The following is a 20,974-nucleotide window of genomic DNA, read 5'->3' as shown; positions in this document are numbered from 1 at the left end:
GTAAATGGCTTCTTCAACAACCAACCCTGGTAACCACGGTAAATAGCGAAAAGTAAACTCGTTAATACAAACCACCGGATTAAGGAATGCGTTGCTAAAAGAATAAGGTACATAGAATAAGCTTATGGTGGTTATGACGATTCAGGAGGAAAAAGATTTTAACTTATTTTGATAATTATTCTCAAATCGCCTCATCAAGTGTCCACACTTGATGAACACCAATCTTAGCGTCCACGCTTACACTGCTTCTAAAGCAAAACAAATTTTATACAGATCAAAATACTAAGGCAAATAACAAGTGTAAGCGTATAAATTAAACTTATAGCTATTGATTTGATAAAGGACAGCCACAATGCCTCGTTATAAACATTACGCAGCGCTGCTACAAGGTATATAAAAATAGCCAGCAAAGAAACTCCTGACAAAATCCACTCTGCTTTATCGCTGGTAAATACCATTGTAATTACAGTTACAACCAAAAAACTCAGGAACATAAAACAGTGAAAGTGCAGGGAGAATATGGCGTGCTGTGAATATAAGTACTTTTTACGATTATAGAACAAACGAACATACAAGGCGAATAAGGGCAGCAATACAAACATCAGCTTTGGCAGATCATGCGTAATATCGTTGTTAATATCTACATCGTAGCGGCCCTGCTCCCGCGTTAAATGGATCATTTTATGGCTAATGTAGGTAGCGATTAGTCCGTTTCTTGCAGTATCGGTCATTTTTCGCTGCGCGGAATCATATTGCCTGTTATTGGCATATTTATACTCTGTGAGATGAAAAATTATAATACCATGGTTATTTATACTTGCATTTAATGATTCGCCGCTGTTTTTGGATTTTATCGTATCCAGGTGAATGGCCAAACCGTTATAAATACTGTTTACAATACTATCTTTAGGTGATGTTGCCTTTGATAATTTCCTTAAACTATCTGCCAGGTGCTGCCGGTAAGGATTAATGATCTGACTTGTATTGGTTACTGGTTTTGCTTTTTCCGGTTCTTCATGGAATGAAAAAGCCAATATGAAAAACAGTGCCGAGATAAAAATATACATCCTGATGGGGTTCAGGTAGCTGGTTCTTTTGCCTGCATTATAGGCATTAGTTAAAAACCCTGGCCTGATCACCAAATCCTTTATCGTAGTAAAAACCTGCGAATCATAATGCGTAACATCCGCGAAAAAATGTCCTAACAGGTGCGCGAAAGACTCCTTTGGCTCCGTATTCTCCTGTCCGCAATGCGAGCAATATCGTTCTGTTACCGTAGTACCACAATTAAGGCAGGTTTTATCCTTACGCAAATGGACATGTTTCATATAGAGTAAAAATATCTAAAAAAATATCAATTCTAAACATCATTAAAATTGACTTTGTAACATAATAGGTACATTACGCTCATTTGCCTCTTCAAATGTGGACAATTAAATAGGCAAATGAAAAAGTTAATATATTAGCTCCCCATTGCCTGTGTCTTCACAGGCAATCCAAAATTATTGTTTGTGAGGACACAAACAACGGGAATAAAAGAAGTCAAATCCATTTTTACCCAATAAAATTCTGTTTCACCTATTTATTTTCAGAAAATAAAAATTTTCTATTGACAAACTGTTTTTTAACCGTACATTTACAGCACAATAAAACGACATGACATTTAACACCGCATTTTTTTATGGCTACTACTTTTACTTTAACAGTAAGAGCCGGGACTAATATGCGATAACAAACATATAGAAACTGAAAAGTCCCGGCCCACAAGCCGGGACTTTTTGCTTTAACAGGATTTATGAAAAGCGAAAAACCAAGAGTTGCAATACAGGGTATCCGTGCCTCCTTCCACGAGGAAGCCGCGTTTAAATACTTTGGTGAAGACATCGAGACTATTGAATGCAATTCTTTTAAGCAAACCTTCGAGGCGCTGCAAAACAAAGAAGCTGATTACGTGGTGATGGCTATCGAGAACAGCATAGCAGGCAGCATATTGCCTAACTACACGCTGATGATGAGCTACGGCTTCCCGGTTGTGGGCGAAGTTTACATCCCGATACAACTACACCTGCTGGCTTTGCCGGGTGTAAAGTTTGAGGACGTTAAGTATGTAACCTCCCATCCTATCGCAATCCGTCAATGCGTTGATTTCTTTGATGAATACCCGCACCTGCAAATGGTTGAAAGCAGCGACACCGCCGCCTGTGCCAAACGCATCCGCGAGGAGCAACTAACTGACACTGTTGCCATCGCCAATACTCTGGCAGCAAACCTATATGGTTTAGAGGTTTTAGAGCGTCGCATCGAATCCAACAAAAGGAACTTTACCCGCTTTTTAATCATCACCAACCACGAAAACAATATAAAAGGCACACCGAACAAAGCATCGTTATGTTTTGAGGTGAGCAATAAGGTAGGTTCGCTGGCCAAGGTGCTTAACATCTTCGCGGAGCAAAACCTCAACATGAGCAAAATACAATCCATGCCGGTACTGGGCAAACCAACCGAGTACAATTTTTATGTAGATGTGGAGTGGCGGGAAAGCAGACAATACGACAATGCCATAAAACAGATCCTAAAATACACCCACAACTTTAACATACTGGGTGAGTACGAAAAGTTTGAAGAACAACCCAGCATTGATCAATTTAAGAAGCCCGAAAAGAGGACTTATATCAAGATCAAGAAACTGGTTAAAGAATAACCGAAAAGACAGAAATAAAAAGTAAAAATTAACAATTAAAGCACATAAACATTAACAAATTTCCGGATTTTCGGTCTTCCCAACTTCCAAAGTAAATATCAAAACACGATGAAACTAGAATTAAACATACAACCCCTTGAATCCTGGATAAAAACAGGTAAAGAACCTTTGGTAATAGCAGGTCCATGCAGCGCCGAAACTGAAGATCAATTAGTAGCTACCGCGCATTTATTGGCTCAAACAGGCCGTGTGTCTGCATTACGTGCTGGTATCTGGAAACCACGTACCCGTCCGGGAGAGTTTGAAGGCATTGGTAGCATTGGTTTAGAGTGGTTAAAACGCGCTAAAGCAGAAACAGGCTTGCCTACCGCTGTTGAAGTAGCTACCGCTAAACACGTTGAAGAAGCGTTAAAAGCAGGTGTTGATATTCTTTGGGTTGGCGCGCGTTCAACTGCAAACCCGTTCACTGTACAAGAAATTGCTGATGCCCTTAAAGGTGTTGATGTACCTGTAATGGTTAAAAACCCGGTAAACCCTGATTTGTCATTATGGATTGGCGCTTTGGAGCGTATCAACAATGCAGGTATCACTAAACTGGCTGCTATCCACCGTGGTTTCTCATCTTACGAAAAATCAGCTTTCCGTAACGAGCCAATGTGGGATATCGCTATCCACCTAAAAACTTTGGCTCCGCACTTACCAATGATCAATGACCCTAGCCACATTACCGGCAACCGTTCATTAATCGGTTACGTGTCACAAAAAGCATTGGATTTGGATATGCAAGGTTTGATGATCGAATCACATATCGATCCTTCAGTTGCATGGACTGATGCTGCACAACAGGTTACTCCTGCTGCTTTAGTTGAAATTATCGACCATTTAGCACTACGCAAACCAGAAGTACGTGACGCGGTAGTTAATGATAAATTAGCTGAACTACGTAGTCAGATCGATAAAATTGATGATTTGGTTATCCAAAAAGTTGCTGAGCGTATGCAAATTGCTGAGAAGATCGGTCAATACAAAAAAGATAACAACATCACCATTTTACAGGTTAACCGTTGGGATGAGATCCTGAACAAACGCACAACTTATGCAAAAGCATTAAAATTAAGTGGCGAGTTCACCGAAAAATTATTAGAACTATTACACAGCGAGTCAATCCGCAAACAAACCGAAGTGATGAATAAAGATCAGGCCGGACAAGCAGCTGATAAACTTACACACGCTTAATAAAATACGATATACTAGTCTACTTTCTCCCCCTGGAATCAGGGGGAGATGTCGACGAAGGAGACAGAGGGGGTAAAACCGCTCTGCCGATCAAACTATACTAACATCCACATGCACCAGAATATCATCCTCACCAAAAAAACTAAAACCGCAAACGGAACCGTACAACTTACCGGCTCAAAAAGCGAGTGCAACCGCGCCCTCGTGATAGAAGCCCTGAGCAACGGAAAAGTTAAGGTAGAGAACATTTCTGATGCGGCTGATACGGTGACATTGCATTCAATTTTAAACGGGAAACTTCAAAAAGTCTCCCCTACCGGGGGAGATTTAGAGGGGGTTGAAATAAACATTGGTCCTGCCGGTACAGCCATGCGTTTTTTAACAGCGTATTTTGCTATACAGGATGATGAGGTGATACTAACCGGCAGCGAACGCATGAAACAAAGGCCAATAGGTATTTTGGTTGATGCCTTGCGCCAGTTGGGGGCTAACATAGCTTATAAGGAACAAGATGGCTTCCCGCCGTTGAGGCTAAAGGGAGGTTTTACACAGCTTACTAACCAAATTAATATAAAAGGTAATATCAGCAGCCAGTACATTACTGCGCTGCTGCTTATTGCCGCCAAATTGCCTTTAGGTTTGGAGCTGCATATTGAAGGCGACCTAACGTCAAAGCCTTATGTAGAAATGACCTTAGCCATGCTACAACAATCAGGCATCCAACACCAGTGGAATGATAATGTGATCAGCATTGCGCACCAGGAATTCGCGCCGACAGTTTTACCTGTTGAACCGGATTGGAGCGCGGCATCCTACTGGTACGCCATAGCGGCTTTGGCTGATGAAGCAGATTTGTTCCTACCCGGATTAACACAATATAGCCTGCAAGGCGATAGCGTAATAACCGAGATAATGGCTAATTTTGGCATTACCTCGCAGTTTAAAAACGGGGGCGTTCATTTACAAAAAGAAGTTAAACCAATTTTCCGCAAGATATTTGATTTAAAGGAATGCCCTGATCTGGCACAAACTGTCATCGTGGTTTGCGCCGCATTAGGTCACGAAGCTACCTTCACCGGCCTGGAAACTTTGAAGATCAAAGAAACCGACCGTGTTTTAGCCCTTCAAAACGAACTGGCAAAAATTGGTGTAAAACTGATTGAAAAAGGACAGGTGTACAAACTGGATTGCAGCGAAAAGCATATCCCCGAAAAGGTTTTCATCAACACCTACGAGGATCACCGCATGGCAATGGCCTTTGCGCCGCTAGCTCTGCTAATCCCCGAAATGGAAATAGAAGACGCCAAAGTAGTGGAAAAATCCTACCCGGCATTTTGGAGTGATCTGGAAAAAGTTGGGTTTGAGATAAAGACAAAAGGTTAAGGCATTAAAAAAGGGTGTCATACTGAGGCACTCGAAGTATGTGGGCAAAGGCCTCTACGCTTATGCTTTAACAATATAAAAGAGTAAATAACACCGTCATTGCGAGGAACGAAACAATCTCTAAATTACACATAGGAACATGCAAAGTCGATCTGCCTAAGTAGAGATTGTTTCGTTCCTCGCAATGACGTACTAAATAATAATTGGTAAAACCAAAAGGGTGTCATACTGAGGCACTCGAAGTATGCGGGCAAAGGCCCTTACGCTTATGCTTCGAGTACCTCAACATGACAACGCTCTAAGTAAAAAATACAACATCCGCAGATTTGCATATTTGCAAATCTGCACATCAATAACATCATGGCAGGCAATTCATTCGGACAATTATTCAGGATAACAACTTTTGGCGAATCGCACGGCGAAGCTATAGGCGTAATAATTGATGGCTGCCCATCGCAGTTGACTGTCGACTTGGAATACATCCAATCCGAATTGGATAAACGCAGACCGGGTCAATCCAAAATCACCACGCAACGTAAGGAAAGCGATACCGTAAAAATTCTTTCAGGAGTATTTGAAGGGAAAACTACCGGCACGCCAATTGCAATGCTGATACCTAATGAAGACCAGCGTTCCAAAGATTACACCCATAATGTAGATGTATTTCGTCCTTCACATGCGGATTACACCTACCAAACCAAATATGGCATCCGCGATCACCGTGGTGGCGGCCGCTCATCAGCCCGCGAAACCGCAGCACGTGTAGCAGCAGGAGCTTTGGCAAAACTGTTGTTAAAAAGCCAGGGAATTGAAATTGTTGCCCATGTAAGCAGCGTAGGTAAAATCAATGCCCCAAACGTAGATATAAGCGATGTACAGGAGTTTATTAACCAGCGCGAGGAAAACATCGTCCGCTGCGCAGATCCTGCTACAGCCGAAGAAATGATCGAATTTATCGATGGCATCCGCAAAGCTGGCGATACCGTTGGCGGCAAGATCAGCTGCTATGTTAAAAATTGCCCCGTTGGCTTAGGCGAACCTGTATTTGATAAATTACATGCCGAATTAGGCAAAGCGATGCTTAGCATCAACGCGGTACACGGCTTTGAATTTGGTTCAGGCTTTGCAGGCAGCGAAATGCTGGGTTCAGAACATAACGACATATTCGTTAAAAATCATACCGGCGATATTACTACCATTACCAATTACTCAGGCGGTATACAAGGCGGTATCAGCAACGGGATGCCTATAGAGTTTAAGGTAGCATTTAAACCCGTAGCAACCATTATGAAAGCCCAGGCCACCATCGATAGCGAAGGCAACGCCGCCGAAATATCTGGCAAAGGCCGCCACGACCCATGTGTAGTGCCCCGAGCAGTCGTCATCGTAGAAGCCATGGCTGCATTAGTTTTGGCCGATCATTGGCTGCGAAATCGCAACGCGATTTTAGGATAAACCACAAACCCAAAAGTGCGTAAAAGGCCCGACGGAAAACCGGGCCGGGAGTTGGCCTTGTGGGCAGAAGGTTTTTTCCGTCTTGAATTTTTGCTTCTTTTGTTTCAAGACAAAAGAAGTAGCCCCCCGCGGCAATGAGCGGGAAGAGGACATTCCCACATGATTTTTCTACACCATCAACAACTATTGCCACAACTTATATATTTGCAATAATGCTCACCTCACCCATCCAACTCTACAGAAAAGCCTACAGCGGTTTATCGCTGAACAGCTGGTACTTGTGCCTTGTGATGCTGGTGAACCGCAGCGGCACCATGGTTATCCCCTTCATGACCATCTACTGCACCCGACAATTACACTTTACAATTATACAAGCTGGTTACATCATGGGCTTATTTGGCTTAGGATCAATCCTCGGCGCATTCGGCGGTGGCAAGCTGACGGATAAAATAGGCTTCTATGATTTGCAAATCGGTGCGCTCTTCAGTGGTGGCGTGCTATTCATTATTTTAGGTTTTCAGCATACCTTTATAACCTTGGGTGCGGGGGCATTTGTCCTCAGCCTTTGTAACGAATCCTTCCGGCCTGCAAACTCGGCAGCAATAGCCTATTACAGCTCGCCGGAGAATAAGACACGCTCCTACTCCCTAAACCGTTTGGCTATTAACCTCGGCTGGGCATTTGGCGGGGCGCTGGGCGGCTTTTTAGCATCATTTAACTACCATTTATTGTTTTGGGTAGATGGCTGCACCAATATGTTTGCCGCAGTACTATTATTAAGGTTGATACCCCGCTCAGGAATCCTTAAACCGGTTAAAAATGCGGAGACTAAAACTAACGCCGCATCAGCCTATAAAGACACCACTTATTTAATTTTTATTGGGTTGATCACGCTTTTTGCCATCTGTTTTTTTCAACTGTTCACTATGCAACCGTTGTTTTATAAAACGATGTGGCAATTAAATGAGCGTGTTATTGGTGCATTAATGGCACTAAATGGCATTTTAATTGTGATGATCGAAATGATCCTAATTCATCGCCTCGAGGGCCGCAGACATCCGCTAAATTATATCAGTTTTGGAGTGATATTGGTTGGATTCGGTTTTGTGCTGCTGAATGTATTACCGCATAGCTCGTTATCGGGGCTGGCAGTTATTGTCTTCATCACTCTTGGCGAAATTATGGCCATGCCCTTCACCAACTCGTTTTGGATAGCCCGCACTACCGAAAATAATCGGGGCGAATACGCGGCCTTGTATAGCATGTCCTGGTCTGCTGCGCAAATTTTAGCGCCGACTGTCGGCAGTTTAATTATTGTAGGCGGTGGTTTTGCTTTATTATGGTGGATATTGGGTGGTGTTTGTTTGGTTGCCGCGATAGGATTTTCGGTGCTTTATCGATATTTAAAAGCTACCAATAAGGGCAACCTTAACCTTTAAAATTCCCCTCTTAAGGGCACTAATATATGAATTTACACTAAATGATTATATTAGCTAAATGGAAGATGATGAACTAAAAGAAGAAGATTTTATTAAGTCACCAACCACTCATGATATTGACCCGAATTTATACTTCGAGATATTAGAATATTTAGCTAAAAATGCTGGAGTTAACATTGAAAAAGATATAACAGACCTACTATCAAAGCATTTTAAAAATAAGACTCTCGCAGATATTTGGTGGGATTTAAAGTCGGAAGATTTTGAGAAGTATTTAAAACCGATGGAGGAAGAAAAACACGTTGGTTTAGAATTTAAAACAGATAATGAAGCTAAAGGATATCGAAACGGGAGAGGTTTAGCTTTTGCTACTCTTAAAGCAAATGGATTATTATTTTATTATCAAAAATTACAGGTAGATAGCACAATTTCGGTCAATGCCTCTATCATCGAGTCTAATAGTATAAATATTAAAAATTCAAGAATACAGACTTATGCTTTTGTAGCTGCCGCTTTATTCGCTTTTGGAAGTTTGGCTGTTTCGGTTACAGATGTATATTTAAAAAATCACACCAAACAAGACGCAAAACAAAAAATGAATATAAAAACAGACAGCTTGAAATTAAAAATGAAAACTTTAAAACAACGGCAGATTTAAAATAACATTATAACACACTAACAATCAACAACTTGATCTGATTTGATGTAAGTAGGTATATTATTACCCTCTCGAGAGGGGGAGCGCCGGATTTGTGTAGTGGCAGGGGTGTGTTTCTACAAGCAGCTCGACGAACACACCCCTCCGCCCCTCTCAACAGGGGAACCGCACAGCCTATGCTTTTCTATTTGCTAATAAAACTCTAACCGTTACCAGCAACTGCCCTGTATGCCGCATGGTATGCTCGGCACTATGAACCAACAAACCAATAACCGTTGACGGTATATTAGCCCGGCCAACACCCCTAACTTCAGTCAAAGTAGCTTCATCAGTCTCACTCAATTGTTTTATGGCGATGTCGACCTGCCGGTTAAAATGCTCAAGTAATTGATTTACTGTAACTGATATATTTTTTCCTTCAGCACCTAAATAATCCAACTGCTTCTGATTAAGCTGCTCATCTTTAACATAAGTATAAAGCCTGTCCAACACACCAGCCATGTGCTGCAAATGAAATCCTGCCGATGCCATGCCCGCAGGCCTCTCCCACAACAAAAGATCCGGGAAACCAGCCATCAACTCATCAACCTCCTCCCTCGCCTGCAACAATGCATGCGCTATAGGTTGCAGCAATGCAGGTATCCCATCCAACAGACCACGTAACCAAACTTCGGGTTTATTACTCATTGTTATTTGCGTTGCAATTCCGCACCAACTACATCGTGGTTGAGCGTTTGCGGCAACGAGTAAATCTGCTTCACCCTATCCAGCGTATTATCGCTCCATAAAAAGTTCGTCCATACCATAAACCAGGCCCATTCGGGCTGGTAGGCTAATATTTCGGGTTTGGGTAGTTCGCCTGTTTCGGTAAGCGCCATTAATTTGCCGTGGGCAAGTTCTCTTAATTCGTTATAATCCTTCTGCTCGTAATCAAAGTGGTAAATATCAGCCCCTAAAACATCCACATAATTAGCGCCGGGATAATAATCTTTATAAGTATAAGCCTCGTCCAAAGGAATATCCCTTAAGCCATTCGCTCCCCAAATCCATATCAGGTTATTCAGGTGAAAGTAATTAGTATAACGGTCATACATCATCTTCCACAATTTGGCTATACCATCGCTGCCCTTTTTATTTCCCCACCAAAACCAAACACCGTTCATTTCGTGGTAAGGGCGCCACAATACAGGTACATGGGCATCTTGTAATTGTTTCAGATAACCCGCCACTACATCAATTTGCGCCAGCCACCGTTTATTCAATTCTGTGTTTGGCGTGATTAACTCTGTCCATTGCGCATCGGTAAGCTTACCTTGTATACTTTCTTTCCAGTCGAACGGCGGGTCATCTGTAGGCCTGCCCTCATGCCACATTAGTGTAACAATGTAGCCGTCATGCCATTTTTTGATCGCCTCGTTTACAATATCCTGTCCGCGGTCAGTCTTCCAATCCCATATAAAATCCGATCCCCAAAGCGCCGGATATTTCCCGGTTTTGGCGTAGGCGCTGTCTGAATAGGTATTCAGTTGTGTATTAAAATTATGCTGACCCGAGATAATATACTTCCCCTTAATGCTATACAAATAGGCAAGCAGTTTTTTGGCCTCCGGCGACGCGTTTTTATTTACCGGGTCAAAATTTTGGGCAGATGCCCCTAAAACCGCAAACAGGCACAAAAACAGCACAATGTATTTTTTCATAACAAGCAGATATTATTATACAGCAAGGTAAAATTAAACTATTTTTATTTGTGGTATAGCAATTGCTATACACGATAAAAATATATTTGTAAGTAATATGCCCACCCCTCACAATTTTATTAAACGCCATACCCGTACGCTCTTTTTATTATTACTTTGTACCGTATTTATCGGCGTTCAGGGCTGTAAAAAGAAACGCTCCGAAATGGCTAATCTGCTCTATAAAAAAACACCAAACAAGATATTCAGAAAGCTCGATCCTGACCAATTCGCCACTATTTTTCAGGGTGTGCTCGATAGCGAAAAAACTAAATTAAAATATCCGGAGGCGATAAAAGACTTCTATGATAGCCATGATTACGAGCCTGTTTTCCTGTTAGCCAACCTTAAAAATAACGAACTAAAAACATTAGTCGGTTATTATGATCAGGCAAATGATCAGGGTTTAGATTCTAATCTATTTCACCCGCAGGAAGTGCGTGCATTAGTAGCCAAATTCTACAACAGAAGGGCTATTAAAACACTGGATCAAGCTTATCACGATATGGCCGAACTAGAGTTAATGACTGCCAACTCATTGATCAACTATTCAAACGCCATACAATATGGAGTGGTCAATCCTAAAAACATCTACCGGCGCTATTTTACCGCAACCAAACAAGCTGACAGCACCTCCATTAGCCAGGCGTTGAATGCAACAGATTTAAAGGTGTATCTGGACAGCATACAATCTAAAGATCCACAATACATCGCATTGCAAAAGGCATTTATAAACAACACCGTTTTACCGGGCCTATCTGCCGAAGAAAGCAAACGCGTTTTATTGCTGAATTTGGAGCGCCTTCGCTGGAAGAACAAACCGACTGAAAACAAATATGTGATCGTGAATATTCCTGATTTTCATTTGGATGTGATAGACAGCGGCAGATCTGTTTTAGGGATGAAAGTTTGCGTAGGCAAAGGCCGTAACATGGATTATGCGAAAAACTTGATGAACTACCAGGATACCGACCAGGTAGACAAACCTGTACACGAAACACCATTACTAAACAGCTTGATTTACGAAGCCGAAGTAAACCCGGTATGGAATATACCCGAAAGCATTGCCAATAAGGAAATTATTGTACAAGCAGCTAATGACCCTTATTATCTGTCGAACAAAAACATCAATGTTTATAAAAACGGCAAAAAAGTTGATGATGTGGAATCAATAGATTGGTCAAGCGTTGATAAATCAGATTATTCATTCCAACAACAACCGGGTGCCGATAACTCATTAGGTAAAATTAAGTTTCTGTTCAAGAATAAAAGCAGTGTTTATCTGCACGATACCCCTGCCCAGCTACCATTCGCGCAAAGCATGCGCGCGGTTAGCCATGGTTGCGTAAGGTTGCAAAAACCACTCGATTTTGCCCACGAGCTTTTTGGCGATGGCCCAAAATACACCCTGATTGCCCAAGATATGGCAACAGCCAAACCTGATCCTACTGAAATATCATTACATAAAAAAGTCCCGGTTTACATTACCTACATCACCTGCTGGGCCGATAGCACCGGCACACTGCAATACCGCAGGGATGTTTACGGTCAGGATATTATTTTGTATGCTAACTTGATAAAAGTTATTGGAAAATAATCTTTAAGTAGCTAGTACATAGTATCAAGTAGCTAGACAAAAAACGTACAACAAAAATGCCGGGCAAAACCCGGCATTTTTGTTTAAAGAATCTTGATACTTGATACTAACTACTTGATACTAATAACTATAATTTAGCTATTTTACTCCCTCCATTTTCAGTTGGGAAAACGTAGTCTGCTGAAAGGTCTTCGTTTAAATATTTAGAGTTGTAGTTGCTGTCGTTACCATTGATAAAGAAAACAGTTTTACCTTTTATGTCGTCAATCACCTCGTTTGATACCTCCGGCGATACCGCGGGGCATCCCCAGCTACGCCCTAAACGACCTAGCTGATTGATAGTACTCTGACCTACATAAGGAGCAGCATGTACCACAATTTCGCGGGCGCGGGCAGCATCATTAAAACCGGCATCTAAACCATCTAAATGTAATGATCGGCCGTGTTTACCTAAATAAATATCATCAGCCAGGTAAAAACCCAAACTGCTTTGATGCGATTCGTCTGTATTTGAAAAGCTGTTGGCAACATCATCGCCACTGCCTTGTCCGTGTGCTACCCAGGTATTAATTAACAGGTGTTTTTCAACCAGGTCAATTATCCACATGCGTTTGTCGCGGCTTGGTTTATTAAAATCAACCACAGTTAAAACACTGCTGAAAGGAGATATTTTTTGAGTTGATTTCAAATTCATAAAGCCTGTTACCGCTTTTCTGAAAACCACCTCATCTAAACCTGTTGCTTGTAAATTTGCTGCCTGGTAAACTTCGTCAACATATTGTTCAAAAAGTTCTTTAGCCGATGCTGGTGCATGAGCTGTAGCAGTCGTTTTGCTTGCGTTTATTGGTTTCCAACTAATAATAGTAATTGAAAGTAGTAATGTTACGCAGGTTATCCACCAAAAATGTTTCCTCATAAATCTAATTAGATATTAATCAATCTGTTAAAATTAAACGGGGATAGGCTGATAGAACGTTTATAATTGTCGTGATGATACAAATGTAAAAAAAATATTTTTACAAAGCATCACATCAATTTCATATTTGTTAATAAATTAATGCTATGATTAATATTATTTATACTTCTACGAGATAAAACTACGAATTGTTACTTAGTTACTTAACCCAGCTAATCTTTTCTTCCAGCGGGATAGTTCTTTTACCTCCGGGATGTTGGTCGGCGTAGCCTAAATATAAAATACCCATTACGCTGTCTTCTTCGCCTAACAGCAAAAAATCTTTCATAGGTTGCTTTAATGCCATACCACCAGTACCCCAGTAAGAGGCCATATTTAACGCGGTCGCACCCAATAAAAGGTTTTGAATAGCACAAGCCGAAGCGGCCAACTCTTCAAAAGCGGGAATCTTTGGCAATTTACCACGTTTCATTATAGCGATAATTACATGAGATGCCTTATCGCCCTGCTGACTCAAATTAGTAAAAACACCTTCGTTAAATTCATCAGCAGGTGTATTTTCTTTGTACAAATTGGCATGTGCCAAACAAAACTCGGATGGGTTTTCATACACCACAAAACGCCACGGCTCAGTATAACCATGTGTTGGTGCCCAATCCGCCAGCTCCAGTATCGAAGCGATATGCCCGTTAGGTATTTTATGGCCGTTCATCATAAAAGGTTTGATGGTACGGCGGTTTTGTATGATATTAGTTAGGGAGGTGAAATCTGTAGTATCCATTTCAAAATAAAAAAATTGTCATTCTGAGCGGAGCGAAGAATCTATCCGTTACATATGGCGCAAATGCCTGTCGATAGATTCTTCACTCCGCTCAGAATGACAAAGGGTTTGATAACCATTAATTAATATATCGCCGGAAATTTAGCCGGATTAACCTCGCTCATCATGCTGTAAACAGTATCAATCACATCATCAAGCGATGGCTTTGTAAAGTAATCACCATCCGAACCGTAAGGCGGGCGGTGTTCTTTAGCCGTTAGCGACCGTGGCTGTGCATCAAGCGCATAATAACCACCCTGTGCTTCCAATATCCGTTGCATAATATAAGCTGAACCTGCGCCGGGCACATCCTCGTCAACAACCAACAGCTTGCTGGTTTTCTTTAATGATGCTCCGCATAAATTATCAGTATCAAAAGGATAAAGTGTCTGCGGGTCAATCACCTCAACGTTGATGCCTAATTTAGCTAATTCCGGCACAGCTTCCATTACAATGCGCAATGTTGATCCGTAGGAAACAACGGTAATATCATTGCCTTCGCTTAATATTTCGGCCTTACCTAGTGGTACGGTAAATTCGCCAACGTTGGTTGGTAATTTTTCTTTTAGGCGATAGCCATTCAGGCACTCAATAACCAATGCGGGCTCATCACCCCGCAACAAAGTATTGTACATACCCGCAGCCTGCGTCATATCGCGTGGAACACAAATATGCAAACCGCGCATGGCGCTCAATATCATACCCATAGGTGATCCTGAATGCCAAACACCTTCAAGCCTATGGCCACGTGTGCGGATAATAACCGGTGCTTTTTGGCCACCCATAGTACGATAACTTAAGCTGGTTAAGTCATCGCAAATAATAGTCATGGCATAGATCAGGTAATCCAGGTATTGGATCTCTGCTATCGGCCTTAAGCCGCGCATGGCTATACCCATCCCCTGCCCTATGATGGAGGTTTCGCGGATACCGGTATCAGTGATCCGTATATCGCCGTATTTATTTTGCAAACCGGCAAAGCCCTGGTTAACATCACCAATGGCGCCCAAATCCTCGCCGAAGGCTACAATTCTTTTATCCCGATCAAAATTCGCGTCAAAGCAGGCATTTAACACCTCACGGCCATCAACTAACCTGGCATCATCTTCATATTGCGCATTAATAACCGGCACTTTTAGCGGCGACTCTATAGTATTGGAGAAAAGCTTGGTATTATAACGTACATCGTTTTTGCCTATCTCATCCTTAAGCCATACCTGCAGTGCCCTGCGTTCGGTACTATCCTCATTTACGGTTAAACGCAATGCTTTACGTGTAGCCGATACTATATCTTTTCTTCCCGGATCAACACTGCTGCGCAATTCAGAAACAATCTCCATCAAGTCGTCCCTGTAAGCCGATATATCCGCCAGGGCTTCAAGGTCTTTAGCCGTCTCATTCAATTCAACGGTAATAATATCAGCAAGCTCGTTCCAGGCTTCACGCTGGCACTCACGTACATATTTTTTGGCTTCAGCCTCCATTTGACCGAGATCTTCAGGAGTAGCAATAGCGGTGGCTATCATCCACTCGCGCATCTTTACCAAACAGTCATGGTCATTTTCCCAGGCCAGGCGATCTTTAGATTTATAACGCTCATGCGATCCTGATGTGGAATGTCCCTGTGGCTGGGTCATTTCAGTAACGTGTATCAATACCGGCACATGCTCTTCACGGCAAAGCGATATGGCACGTTCATAGGTTTCGCAAAGGGCTACATAATCCCATCCGCGTACCTTAAATATCTCAAAGCCGTTAGTACCCTCCTCACGCTGAAAACCTTTTAATATTTCAGAAATATCTTCTTTAGTAGTTTGCAGGCAGGCAGGTACAGATATAGCGTAAGCATCATCCCAAATAGAAATAGCCATGGGCACCTGTAATACTCCGGCAGCATTAAAGGTCTCAAAAAAAGCGCCTTCGGATGTTGAGCCATTACCTATAGTACCAAAAGCAACCTCGTTACCATTAACCGAAAAGTTATCCAGGTACGATAGTTCTTTATTTTGGCGATATAGTTTTGATGCATAGGCTAAACCCAACAAACGTGGTATAGCACCAGCAGTGGTTGAAATATCGGAGGCACAATTCTTGGTTTCTACCTGGTTTATCCAATTGCCATCAGTATCTAAAAAGCGTGTAGCGTAGTGACAGTTCATTTGCCTGCCGCCTGATGCAGGTTCCTTTTCAATATCCGGATTTGCATAAAGCTGGGCAAAAAACTCTCGCAGGTTGCTCATTCCTGTAGCAAACATAAAGGTTTGGTCACGGTAATAGCCCGAGCGCCAGTCCCCATTACGGAAAGCTTTGGCCATAGCCAGTTGTGCAACTTCCTTTCCATCACCAAAAATTCCAAACTTGGCCTTACCGGTAAGTACCTCGCGACGGCCCAATATACTGGCCTGGCGACTCTCATACCCAATGCGATAATCATTGATGACGATCTTCTTAAAATCATCAAAACTCAGATCAGCAACATTAAAGGTACCGGCAACTTGAATTGCAGTTTCGGGCATATCTTATTTGTTTAAGCGGTAAAATTATGAAATTCTATTTTGTAATTGGTATACTCTGCATTCAAAACGTTCAGTTTTTATAATAGTTTTTTTATTGGACTAAACCTTTTATATTTGTTACAATCAAACACGGAGTATGAAAAAGATATTATTAATATGCGCGGTAATTATAGGTTTTGCCTCTATTGCAAAAGCACAGGATGACCAAAAACCTGAGTTTAAATTCAATGAAGAAAAGCATGATTTTGGTAAAATACCACAAGGCACACCTGTAACTACTGTTTTTGAATTTACAAATATTGGCCAGTCTCCGCTTATTTTAGCCGACGTAAGGCCAACTTGTGGTTGCACAATTGCTGATTACACCAAAACTCCTGTTAAACCGGGCGATAAAGGTTTAATTAAGATCACTTATAACGCTGCAGCAGCTTATCCGTTCAATAAAACTATAGTAGTTACCTCAAATGCTAAAACGCCACAGAAATTTTTAGTAATTGTAGGTGAGGTAATTGCAAAAACTGCGCCCGCACCCGCGACAGGAGCCACCACTGGGACCAGCAATTAATAGAATTTATTAAATATATTTGCAAAGCCCCGATAAAACGGGGCTTTTGCCGTTTATACAGGCAAATGTTTTAACTGACTGTATTTATTATTTTGATTTTGCACAATGCCAAAAATTTCTGACAAAGGGCAGCGTATGCCCGCATCCCCTATTCGTAAACTTACCCCATTTGCTGATAAAGCTAAGCTTGATGGCAAAAAAGTTTATCACTTAAACATTGGCCAGCCCGATATTGAAACCCCGGCAGGCATGCTTGATGCAATAAAAAATATCGATTTTAAAGTTTGGGCCTACACCCCATCCGAAGGCACATTATCTTATCGCACTAAGCTTACTGAATACTATAATAAGCTGGGCTATAATATAACACCTGATAATATCCTGGTAACTACAGGTGGATCAGAAGCGATAACCATTGCCATGATGAGTTGCCTGGATGCCGGTGACGAGATCATCATCCCGGAACCATTCTATGCCAATTACAACGGCTTCGCCAGCCAGAGTGATATTGTAGTTAAACCAATACTATCGTATATTGATAATGGTTTCGCGTTACCGCCGATAAGCGAATTTGAGAAGCTCATCACCCCAAAAACCAAAGCTATATTCATTTGCAGCCCGAATAATCCAACAGGTTATTTATACTCAAAAGCTGAACTGGAAGAGTTGAAAAAACTGGTTTTAAAATATGATCTGTATTTATTTTCGGACGAAGCATACCGTGAGTTTTGCTATGACGGAAGTGAATTTACCTCGCCCATGTTTTTGGAAGGATTAGAGGAAAACGTTATTGTTTTAGACACCGTGAGCAAGCGTTACAGCGCATGTGGTGCACGTTTAGGCTGCCTTATCACCAAAAATAAAGCGGTTTGGACAGCGGGATTAAAATTTGCCCAGGCTCGTTTAAGTCCGGGTATGGTGGAGCAAATTGCAGGCGCTGCCGCCGTTGATACCCCAGATGAATATTTTGAAGCGGTAAATAAGGAATATACCGCGCGCCGTAATACTATTGTAAGCGCCCTAAATAAAATGAACGGCGTTTACTGCCCTAACCCGGGTGGCGCTTTTTATGTGGTGGCACAATTGCCTATTGATAACGCCGACAAGTTTTGCCAATGGATGCTGGAGAAATTTAGCTATAATAATCAGACAGTTATGATGGCGCCGGCTACCGGATTTTACAGTACCGAAGGCGCAGGCTTAAACGAAGTAAGAATGGCATACGTTTTGAATATAGATGATATACAGAACGCGATGATCTGTTTAGAAAAGGCACTGGAAGAATATCCGGGAAGAACTGTGGTAACCTTATAGGTTTATTCGTATCTTTGATGCCTTATCAAAATTACCACTGCCAAAAACAGTGGCTCTACAAAAAATGGGGTCGACCGGAATTGACAGGATGGAGATAAGTAAGTAAGCATGCAGCGCGTTGGGTGAATTAGCGCTTAAATCAGAACGCTCAAACTTACAAATGGCGAAAATACTTACGCCTTAGCTGCTTAATTTAGAATTTAGCTAGCTTTTGTCCCGCCGGTTTTCTGTTTTGTTGGATCGGCAACCGGGGCATCGAAAAACGAAAATAGCCTGCTTAATGGTGTGCATAGCAGGCGAAACAAAGCACCTAAGGAAGACGGTACAGGTAATCGGCTGACCTTCCCCTTCCCTACAATTAAACAGCAGATAAGCATGTAGAAAGCTTACCTTATACCATGTTTGGACGAGGGTTCGAATCCCTCCGGCTCCACTGATTACAATGTCAAATGACACTAAAAGCCTGCAAATCATATGATTTGCAGGCTTTTTTGCTTTTAAACGCACCAAATTATTCACTTTTTCCTAGCAAACTGGTGAGTAATTCGGTGAGTAAGTATAGTAAAAACATGACTCACCTAATTTGATTTAACTTATTGATTTACAAGATGTTCAAAAATTGAACATCTTGTAAACAGGCCCTGCAAAGCTAATTTTGTTTCACTTTTAGCACAAAATTATGCAGTCCAATTTCAGTTTACTTTTTTATCCAAAAAAGCCGAAAAAATATGAAACAGGGCCTGTGCCCATTTACATAAGGATTACTGTAAACGGTCAAAGAACAGAACTCTCAGCCAACAGGGAAGTCGATCCCTGTGAATGGAATACAGCAGCGGGAAGGATGAAAGGCACTAAGGAAAGTGTCAAATCCCTGAACGCTCATCTTGACTTACTTAGAACCAATATATATGCTGCTCAGCAAATTATCGCAAACAAAGAACAACGATTAACGGCGCAAAACCTGAAAGATACTTATTTAGGTAAAGAAGAAAAATCCAGGTTTATTCTTGAAATATTCCGGGAGCATAATAGACAGGTGAATGAATTAATTGGAAATGAATTTTCAGCCGGAACAGCCGCCCGGTATGCGACATCATTAAAGCACACCCAAAACTTCATCTTATGGAAATATCATTTGACGGATATCGATATCAGGAAAATCGATCATGATTTTATAACCAGCTATGATTTCTATTTGCGTACGCAACGAAAATGCGCCAATAATTCTACGGTAAAATACATAAAGAATTTTAAAAAAATCGTCAATATATGCCTTGCAAACTGCTGGATCGACAAAAACCCATTCGTAAATTACAAAGCGAAAACCAAGCAAATTGACCGGGAATACCTGTCTCAAGAGGAAATAGACCGATTGATCAAAAAAATTTTCCTAAATGAAAGGCTTCACCATGTTCGAGATATATTCCTTTTTAGCTGTTATACAGGCTTAGCCTATGCTGATGTTAAAAAATTAAAGACGAGTGAGATAATCAAAGGAGTTGATGGTGAAATATGGATTTTCACCCACCGTACCAAAACATTGATTCCATCACGTATCCCTCTTCTGCCATTTGCCATTCAGTTATTGGAGCGCTACAAGGAAAATCCGCTCTGCTGTTCCACAGGTTTGGCACTTCCCGTTCTATCAAATCAAAAAATGAATGCCTATTTAAAAGAGATCGCGGATATATGCGGAATAATCAAAACGTTGACCTTTCATATTGCGAGGCATACTTTTGCTACCACGGTAACCTTAGCTAACGGTGTGCCTATAGAAACAGTAAGCAAAATGCTCGGCCACACGACAATAAGAATGACCCAGCATTATGCGAAGATACTTGACATCACAGTTGGTAAGGATATGGCGGTATTAAAAGACAAATTAAACCGCACCCATTTAAAGGAAAAACCTATAGAAATAGAACCTCAATTTATAGCTTTAACAGAAGAAATCAATAGTAAACCTTGCGATGATACCGACGTTATCGTTTGTACGAATTATGTTCAGGCGGCCAAAGTCGAAACCAAAGAATGGATCGCACCAATATTAAGAGATAGTAAACGCTATGAGGGTTTGAAGATCGCGGTGGATTTCATATCATTTGGAATATATCTTAAATACCGTTTAGGAAGCGACTTCAATGAATGGGAAGATTTTTACGAAAACGGTAAAAATACAACGATAACCATTTACTATTTAGCTGGTACTGACTTTGGACATATTCGTGAGGCGAGCAGGCTATTAAACGATTGCCACTACTTCATAGAGGGGAAAATCACAGCAGTATTCGAAAAGATATTATTCGATAACAGCATGCTTCCCTGGGTAGAAATATAACTAGTAATAATATATCCAGTTATACATTGTCAATACATTTGATCTTATTGCTGCATCCAAATCAATTGGATAAACTTATGCAATGTTGTTGGAATCTATCTATTAGTTATTGATGGTTTCATTAACTATAAACTATAACTAGGATTTTAGCCATTTTTTAATCTTACTGTCTAATAGTTTCTTCCAATTCTTAATTACTTACCCTACTACTAAAAAAATAAATATCTAAGGTTTCAACCCTTCATACAACCCAATTTCAACTTGTCCCCTCCCCACATTTGCTGCATTTAATCTATT

The 20,974-nt window shown here is 41.3% G+C and carries 16 protein-coding genes and 1 other RNA gene; 11 read left to right on the top strand and 6 right to left on the bottom strand.

The features are described from left to right. Positions 1–248: 248 nt before the first annotated feature. Entirely contained in the window at positions 249–1,328 is a 1,080-nt protein-coding gene (locus GSQ74_RS13860; RefSeq protein ID WP_158994250.1) for a DUF3667 domain-containing protein, read from the bottom strand. A 467-nt stretch (positions 1,329–1,795) separates the two neighbouring features. Between GSQ74_RS13860 and GSQ74_RS13855 the strand changes: the two genes are divergently transcribed. The 6 genes from GSQ74_RS13855 (at position 1,796) to GSQ74_RS13830 (ending at position 8,872) form a co-directional block, all read left to right on the top strand. Then, positions 1,796–2,701: a prephenate dehydratase gene (locus GSQ74_RS13855; RefSeq protein ID WP_158994248.1), complete on the top strand. Its 906-nt coding sequence runs from the start codon at positions 1,796–1,798 to the stop codon at positions 2,699–2,701. Positions 2,702–2,809: 108 nt separating this feature from the next. Continuing rightward, positions 2,810–3,937 carry a bifunctional 3-deoxy-7-phosphoheptulonate synthase/chorismate mutase type II gene (locus tag GSQ74_RS13850; RefSeq protein ID WP_158994246.1) on the top strand — a complete coding sequence of 376 codons (1,128 nt, stop codon included), beginning with the start codon at positions 2,810–2,812 and terminating at the stop codon, positions 3,935–3,937. Positions 3,938–4,048: 111 nt separating this feature from the next. Next, a complete protein-coding gene (gene aroA / locus GSQ74_RS13845) occupies positions 4,049–5,320 on the top strand; it encodes a 3-phosphoshikimate 1-carboxyvinyltransferase (RefSeq protein WP_158995201.1) in 1,272 nt (423 codons plus the stop codon). 360 nt (positions 5,321–5,680) lie between these two features. Further along, positions 5,681–6,775 (top strand): chorismate synthase, encoded by a 1,095-nt coding sequence (gene aroC, locus GSQ74_RS13840; RefSeq protein ID WP_158994244.1) that lies wholly within the window; start codon positions 5,681–5,683, stop codon positions 6,773–6,775. A gap of 134 nt (positions 6,776–6,909) precedes the next feature. Then, the gene (locus tag GSQ74_RS13835) at positions 6,910–8,214 is read left to right on the top strand and encodes an MFS transporter (protein ID WP_254060887.1); all 1,305 of its coding nucleotides are present in this window, start codon (positions 6,910–6,912) and stop codon (positions 8,212–8,214) included. 58 nt (positions 8,215–8,272) lie between these two features. After that, positions 8,273–8,872, top strand: a complete 600-nt coding sequence (locus tag GSQ74_RS13830; protein WP_158994242.1) for a hypothetical protein — start codon at positions 8,273–8,275, stop codon at positions 8,870–8,872. A gap of 174 nt (positions 8,873–9,046) precedes the next feature. On the opposite strand, the gene GSQ74_RS13825 is transcribed toward GSQ74_RS13830, so the two are convergent. Continuing rightward, positions 9,047–9,559 (bottom strand): DinB family protein, encoded by a 513-nt coding sequence (locus GSQ74_RS13825; protein ID WP_158994240.1) that lies wholly within the window; start codon positions 9,557–9,559, stop codon positions 9,047–9,049. Positions 9,560–9,561: 2 nt separating this feature from the next. Next, a complete protein-coding gene (locus tag GSQ74_RS13820) occupies positions 9,562–10,572 on the bottom strand; it encodes a glycosyl hydrolase (protein WP_158994238.1) in 1,011 nt (336 codons plus the stop codon). A gap of 97 nt (positions 10,573–10,669) precedes the next feature. On the opposite strand from GSQ74_RS13820, the gene GSQ74_RS13815 reads away from it, so the two are divergent. Beyond that, complete coding sequence (locus GSQ74_RS13815; protein ID WP_158994236.1) at positions 10,670–12,208, top strand: L,D-transpeptidase family protein; 1,539 nt, start codon at positions 10,670–10,672, stop codon at positions 12,206–12,208. A gap of 127 nt (positions 12,209–12,335) precedes the next feature. On the opposite strand, the gene GSQ74_RS13810 is transcribed toward GSQ74_RS13815, so the two are convergent. The 3 genes from GSQ74_RS13810 to GSQ74_RS13800 all read right to left on the bottom strand — a co-directional run bounded on the left by GSQ74_RS13810 (position 12,336) and on the right by GSQ74_RS13800 (position 16,460). Continuing rightward, positions 12,336–13,124: a murein L,D-transpeptidase catalytic domain family protein gene (locus tag GSQ74_RS13810; RefSeq protein ID WP_158994234.1), complete on the bottom strand. Its 789-nt coding sequence runs from the start codon at positions 13,122–13,124 to the stop codon at positions 12,336–12,338. A gap of 199 nt (positions 13,125–13,323) precedes the next feature. Beyond that, positions 13,324–13,905 (bottom strand): nitroreductase, encoded by a 582-nt coding sequence (locus GSQ74_RS13805; protein WP_158994232.1) that lies wholly within the window; start codon positions 13,903–13,905, stop codon positions 13,324–13,326. A 122-nt stretch (positions 13,906–14,027) separates the two neighbouring features. Then, on the bottom strand, positions 14,028–16,460 hold the full coding sequence (locus GSQ74_RS13800) for a thiamine pyrophosphate-dependent enzyme (protein WP_158994230.1): 2,433 nt from the start codon (positions 16,458–16,460) through the stop codon (positions 14,028–14,030). A 136-nt stretch (positions 16,461–16,596) separates the two neighbouring features. On the opposite strand from GSQ74_RS13800, the gene GSQ74_RS13795 reads away from it, so the two are divergent. From GSQ74_RS13795 to GSQ74_RS13780, 4 genes are all read left to right on the top strand, one after another. Continuing rightward, positions 16,597–17,025 (top strand): DUF1573 domain-containing protein, encoded by a 429-nt coding sequence (locus tag GSQ74_RS13795; RefSeq protein ID WP_158994228.1) that lies wholly within the window; start codon positions 16,597–16,599, stop codon positions 17,023–17,025. Between the two features lie 105 nt (positions 17,026–17,130). After that, positions 17,131–18,339: a pyridoxal phosphate-dependent aminotransferase gene (locus GSQ74_RS13790; RefSeq protein ID WP_158994226.1), complete on the top strand. Its 1,209-nt coding sequence runs from the start codon at positions 17,131–17,133 to the stop codon at positions 18,337–18,339. Between the two features lie 66 nt (positions 18,340–18,405). Beyond that, positions 18,406–18,775, top strand: a transfer-messenger RNA (tmRNA) gene (gene ssrA / locus GSQ74_RS13785). A gap of 243 nt (positions 18,776–19,018) precedes the next feature. Further along, a complete protein-coding gene (locus tag GSQ74_RS13780; RefSeq protein ID WP_158994224.1) occupies positions 19,019–20,677 on the top strand; it encodes a site-specific integrase in 1,659 nt (552 codons plus the stop codon). Positions 20,678–20,974 lie beyond the last annotated feature (297 nt).

The organism is Mucilaginibacter sp. L196 (genome assembly GCF_009765905.1).
Classification (GTDB): domain Bacteria; phylum Bacteroidota; class Bacteroidia; order Sphingobacteriales; family Sphingobacteriaceae; genus Mucilaginibacter.
This window is presented reverse-complemented; position numbering and strand designations above follow the sequence as displayed.

What these genes read in the sequence shown, in the direction of transcription:
- GSQ74_RS13860 (WP_158994250.1), bottom strand. Translation starts at nt 1,328, where the DNA reads ATGAAACATGTCCATTTGCGTAAGGATAAAACCTGCCTTAATTGTGGT.
- GSQ74_RS13855 (WP_158994248.1), top strand. Translation starts at nt 1,796, where the DNA reads ATGAAAAGCGAAAAACCAAGAGTTGCAATACAGGGTATCCGTGCCTCC.
- GSQ74_RS13850 (WP_158994246.1), top strand. Translation starts at nt 2,810, where the DNA reads ATGAAACTAGAATTAAACATACAACCCCTTGAATCCTGGATAAAAACA.
- aroA (WP_158995201.1), top strand. Translation starts at nt 4,049, where the DNA reads ATGCACCAGAATATCATCCTCACCAAAAAAACTAAAACCGCAAACGGA.
- aroC (WP_158994244.1), top strand. Translation starts at nt 5,681, where the DNA reads ATGGCAGGCAATTCATTCGGACAATTATTCAGGATAACAACTTTTGGC.
- GSQ74_RS13835 (WP_254060887.1), top strand. Translation starts at nt 6,910, where the DNA reads ATGAGCGGGAAGAGGACATTCCCACATGATTTTTCTACACCATCAACA.
- GSQ74_RS13830 (WP_158994242.1), top strand. Translation starts at nt 8,273, where the DNA reads ATGGAAGATGATGAACTAAAAGAAGAAGATTTTATTAAGTCACCAACC.
- GSQ74_RS13825 (WP_158994240.1), bottom strand. Translation starts at nt 9,559, where the DNA reads ATGAGTAATAAACCCGAAGTTTGGTTACGTGGTCTGTTGGATGGGATA.
- GSQ74_RS13820 (WP_158994238.1), bottom strand. Translation starts at nt 10,572, where the DNA reads ATGAAAAAATACATTGTGCTGTTTTTGTGCCTGTTTGCGGTTTTAGGG.
- GSQ74_RS13815 (WP_158994236.1), top strand. Translation starts at nt 10,670, where the DNA reads ATGCCCACCCCTCACAATTTTATTAAACGCCATACCCGTACGCTCTTT.
- GSQ74_RS13810 (WP_158994234.1), bottom strand. Translation starts at nt 13,124, where the DNA reads ATGAGGAAACATTTTTGGTGGATAACCTGCGTAACATTACTACTTTCA.
- GSQ74_RS13805 (WP_158994232.1), bottom strand. Translation starts at nt 13,905, where the DNA reads ATGGATACTACAGATTTCACCTCCCTAACTAATATCATACAAAACCGC.
- GSQ74_RS13800 (WP_158994230.1), bottom strand. Translation starts at nt 16,460, where the DNA reads ATGCCCGAAACTGCAATTCAAGTTGCCGGTACCTTTAATGTTGCTGAT.
- GSQ74_RS13795 (WP_158994228.1), top strand. Translation starts at nt 16,597, where the DNA reads ATGAAAAAGATATTATTAATATGCGCGGTAATTATAGGTTTTGCCTCT.
- GSQ74_RS13790 (WP_158994226.1), top strand. Translation starts at nt 17,131, where the DNA reads ATGCCAAAAATTTCTGACAAAGGGCAGCGTATGCCCGCATCCCCTATT.
- GSQ74_RS13780 (WP_158994224.1), top strand. Translation starts at nt 19,019, where the DNA reads ATGCAGTCCAATTTCAGTTTACTTTTTTATCCAAAAAAGCCGAAAAAA.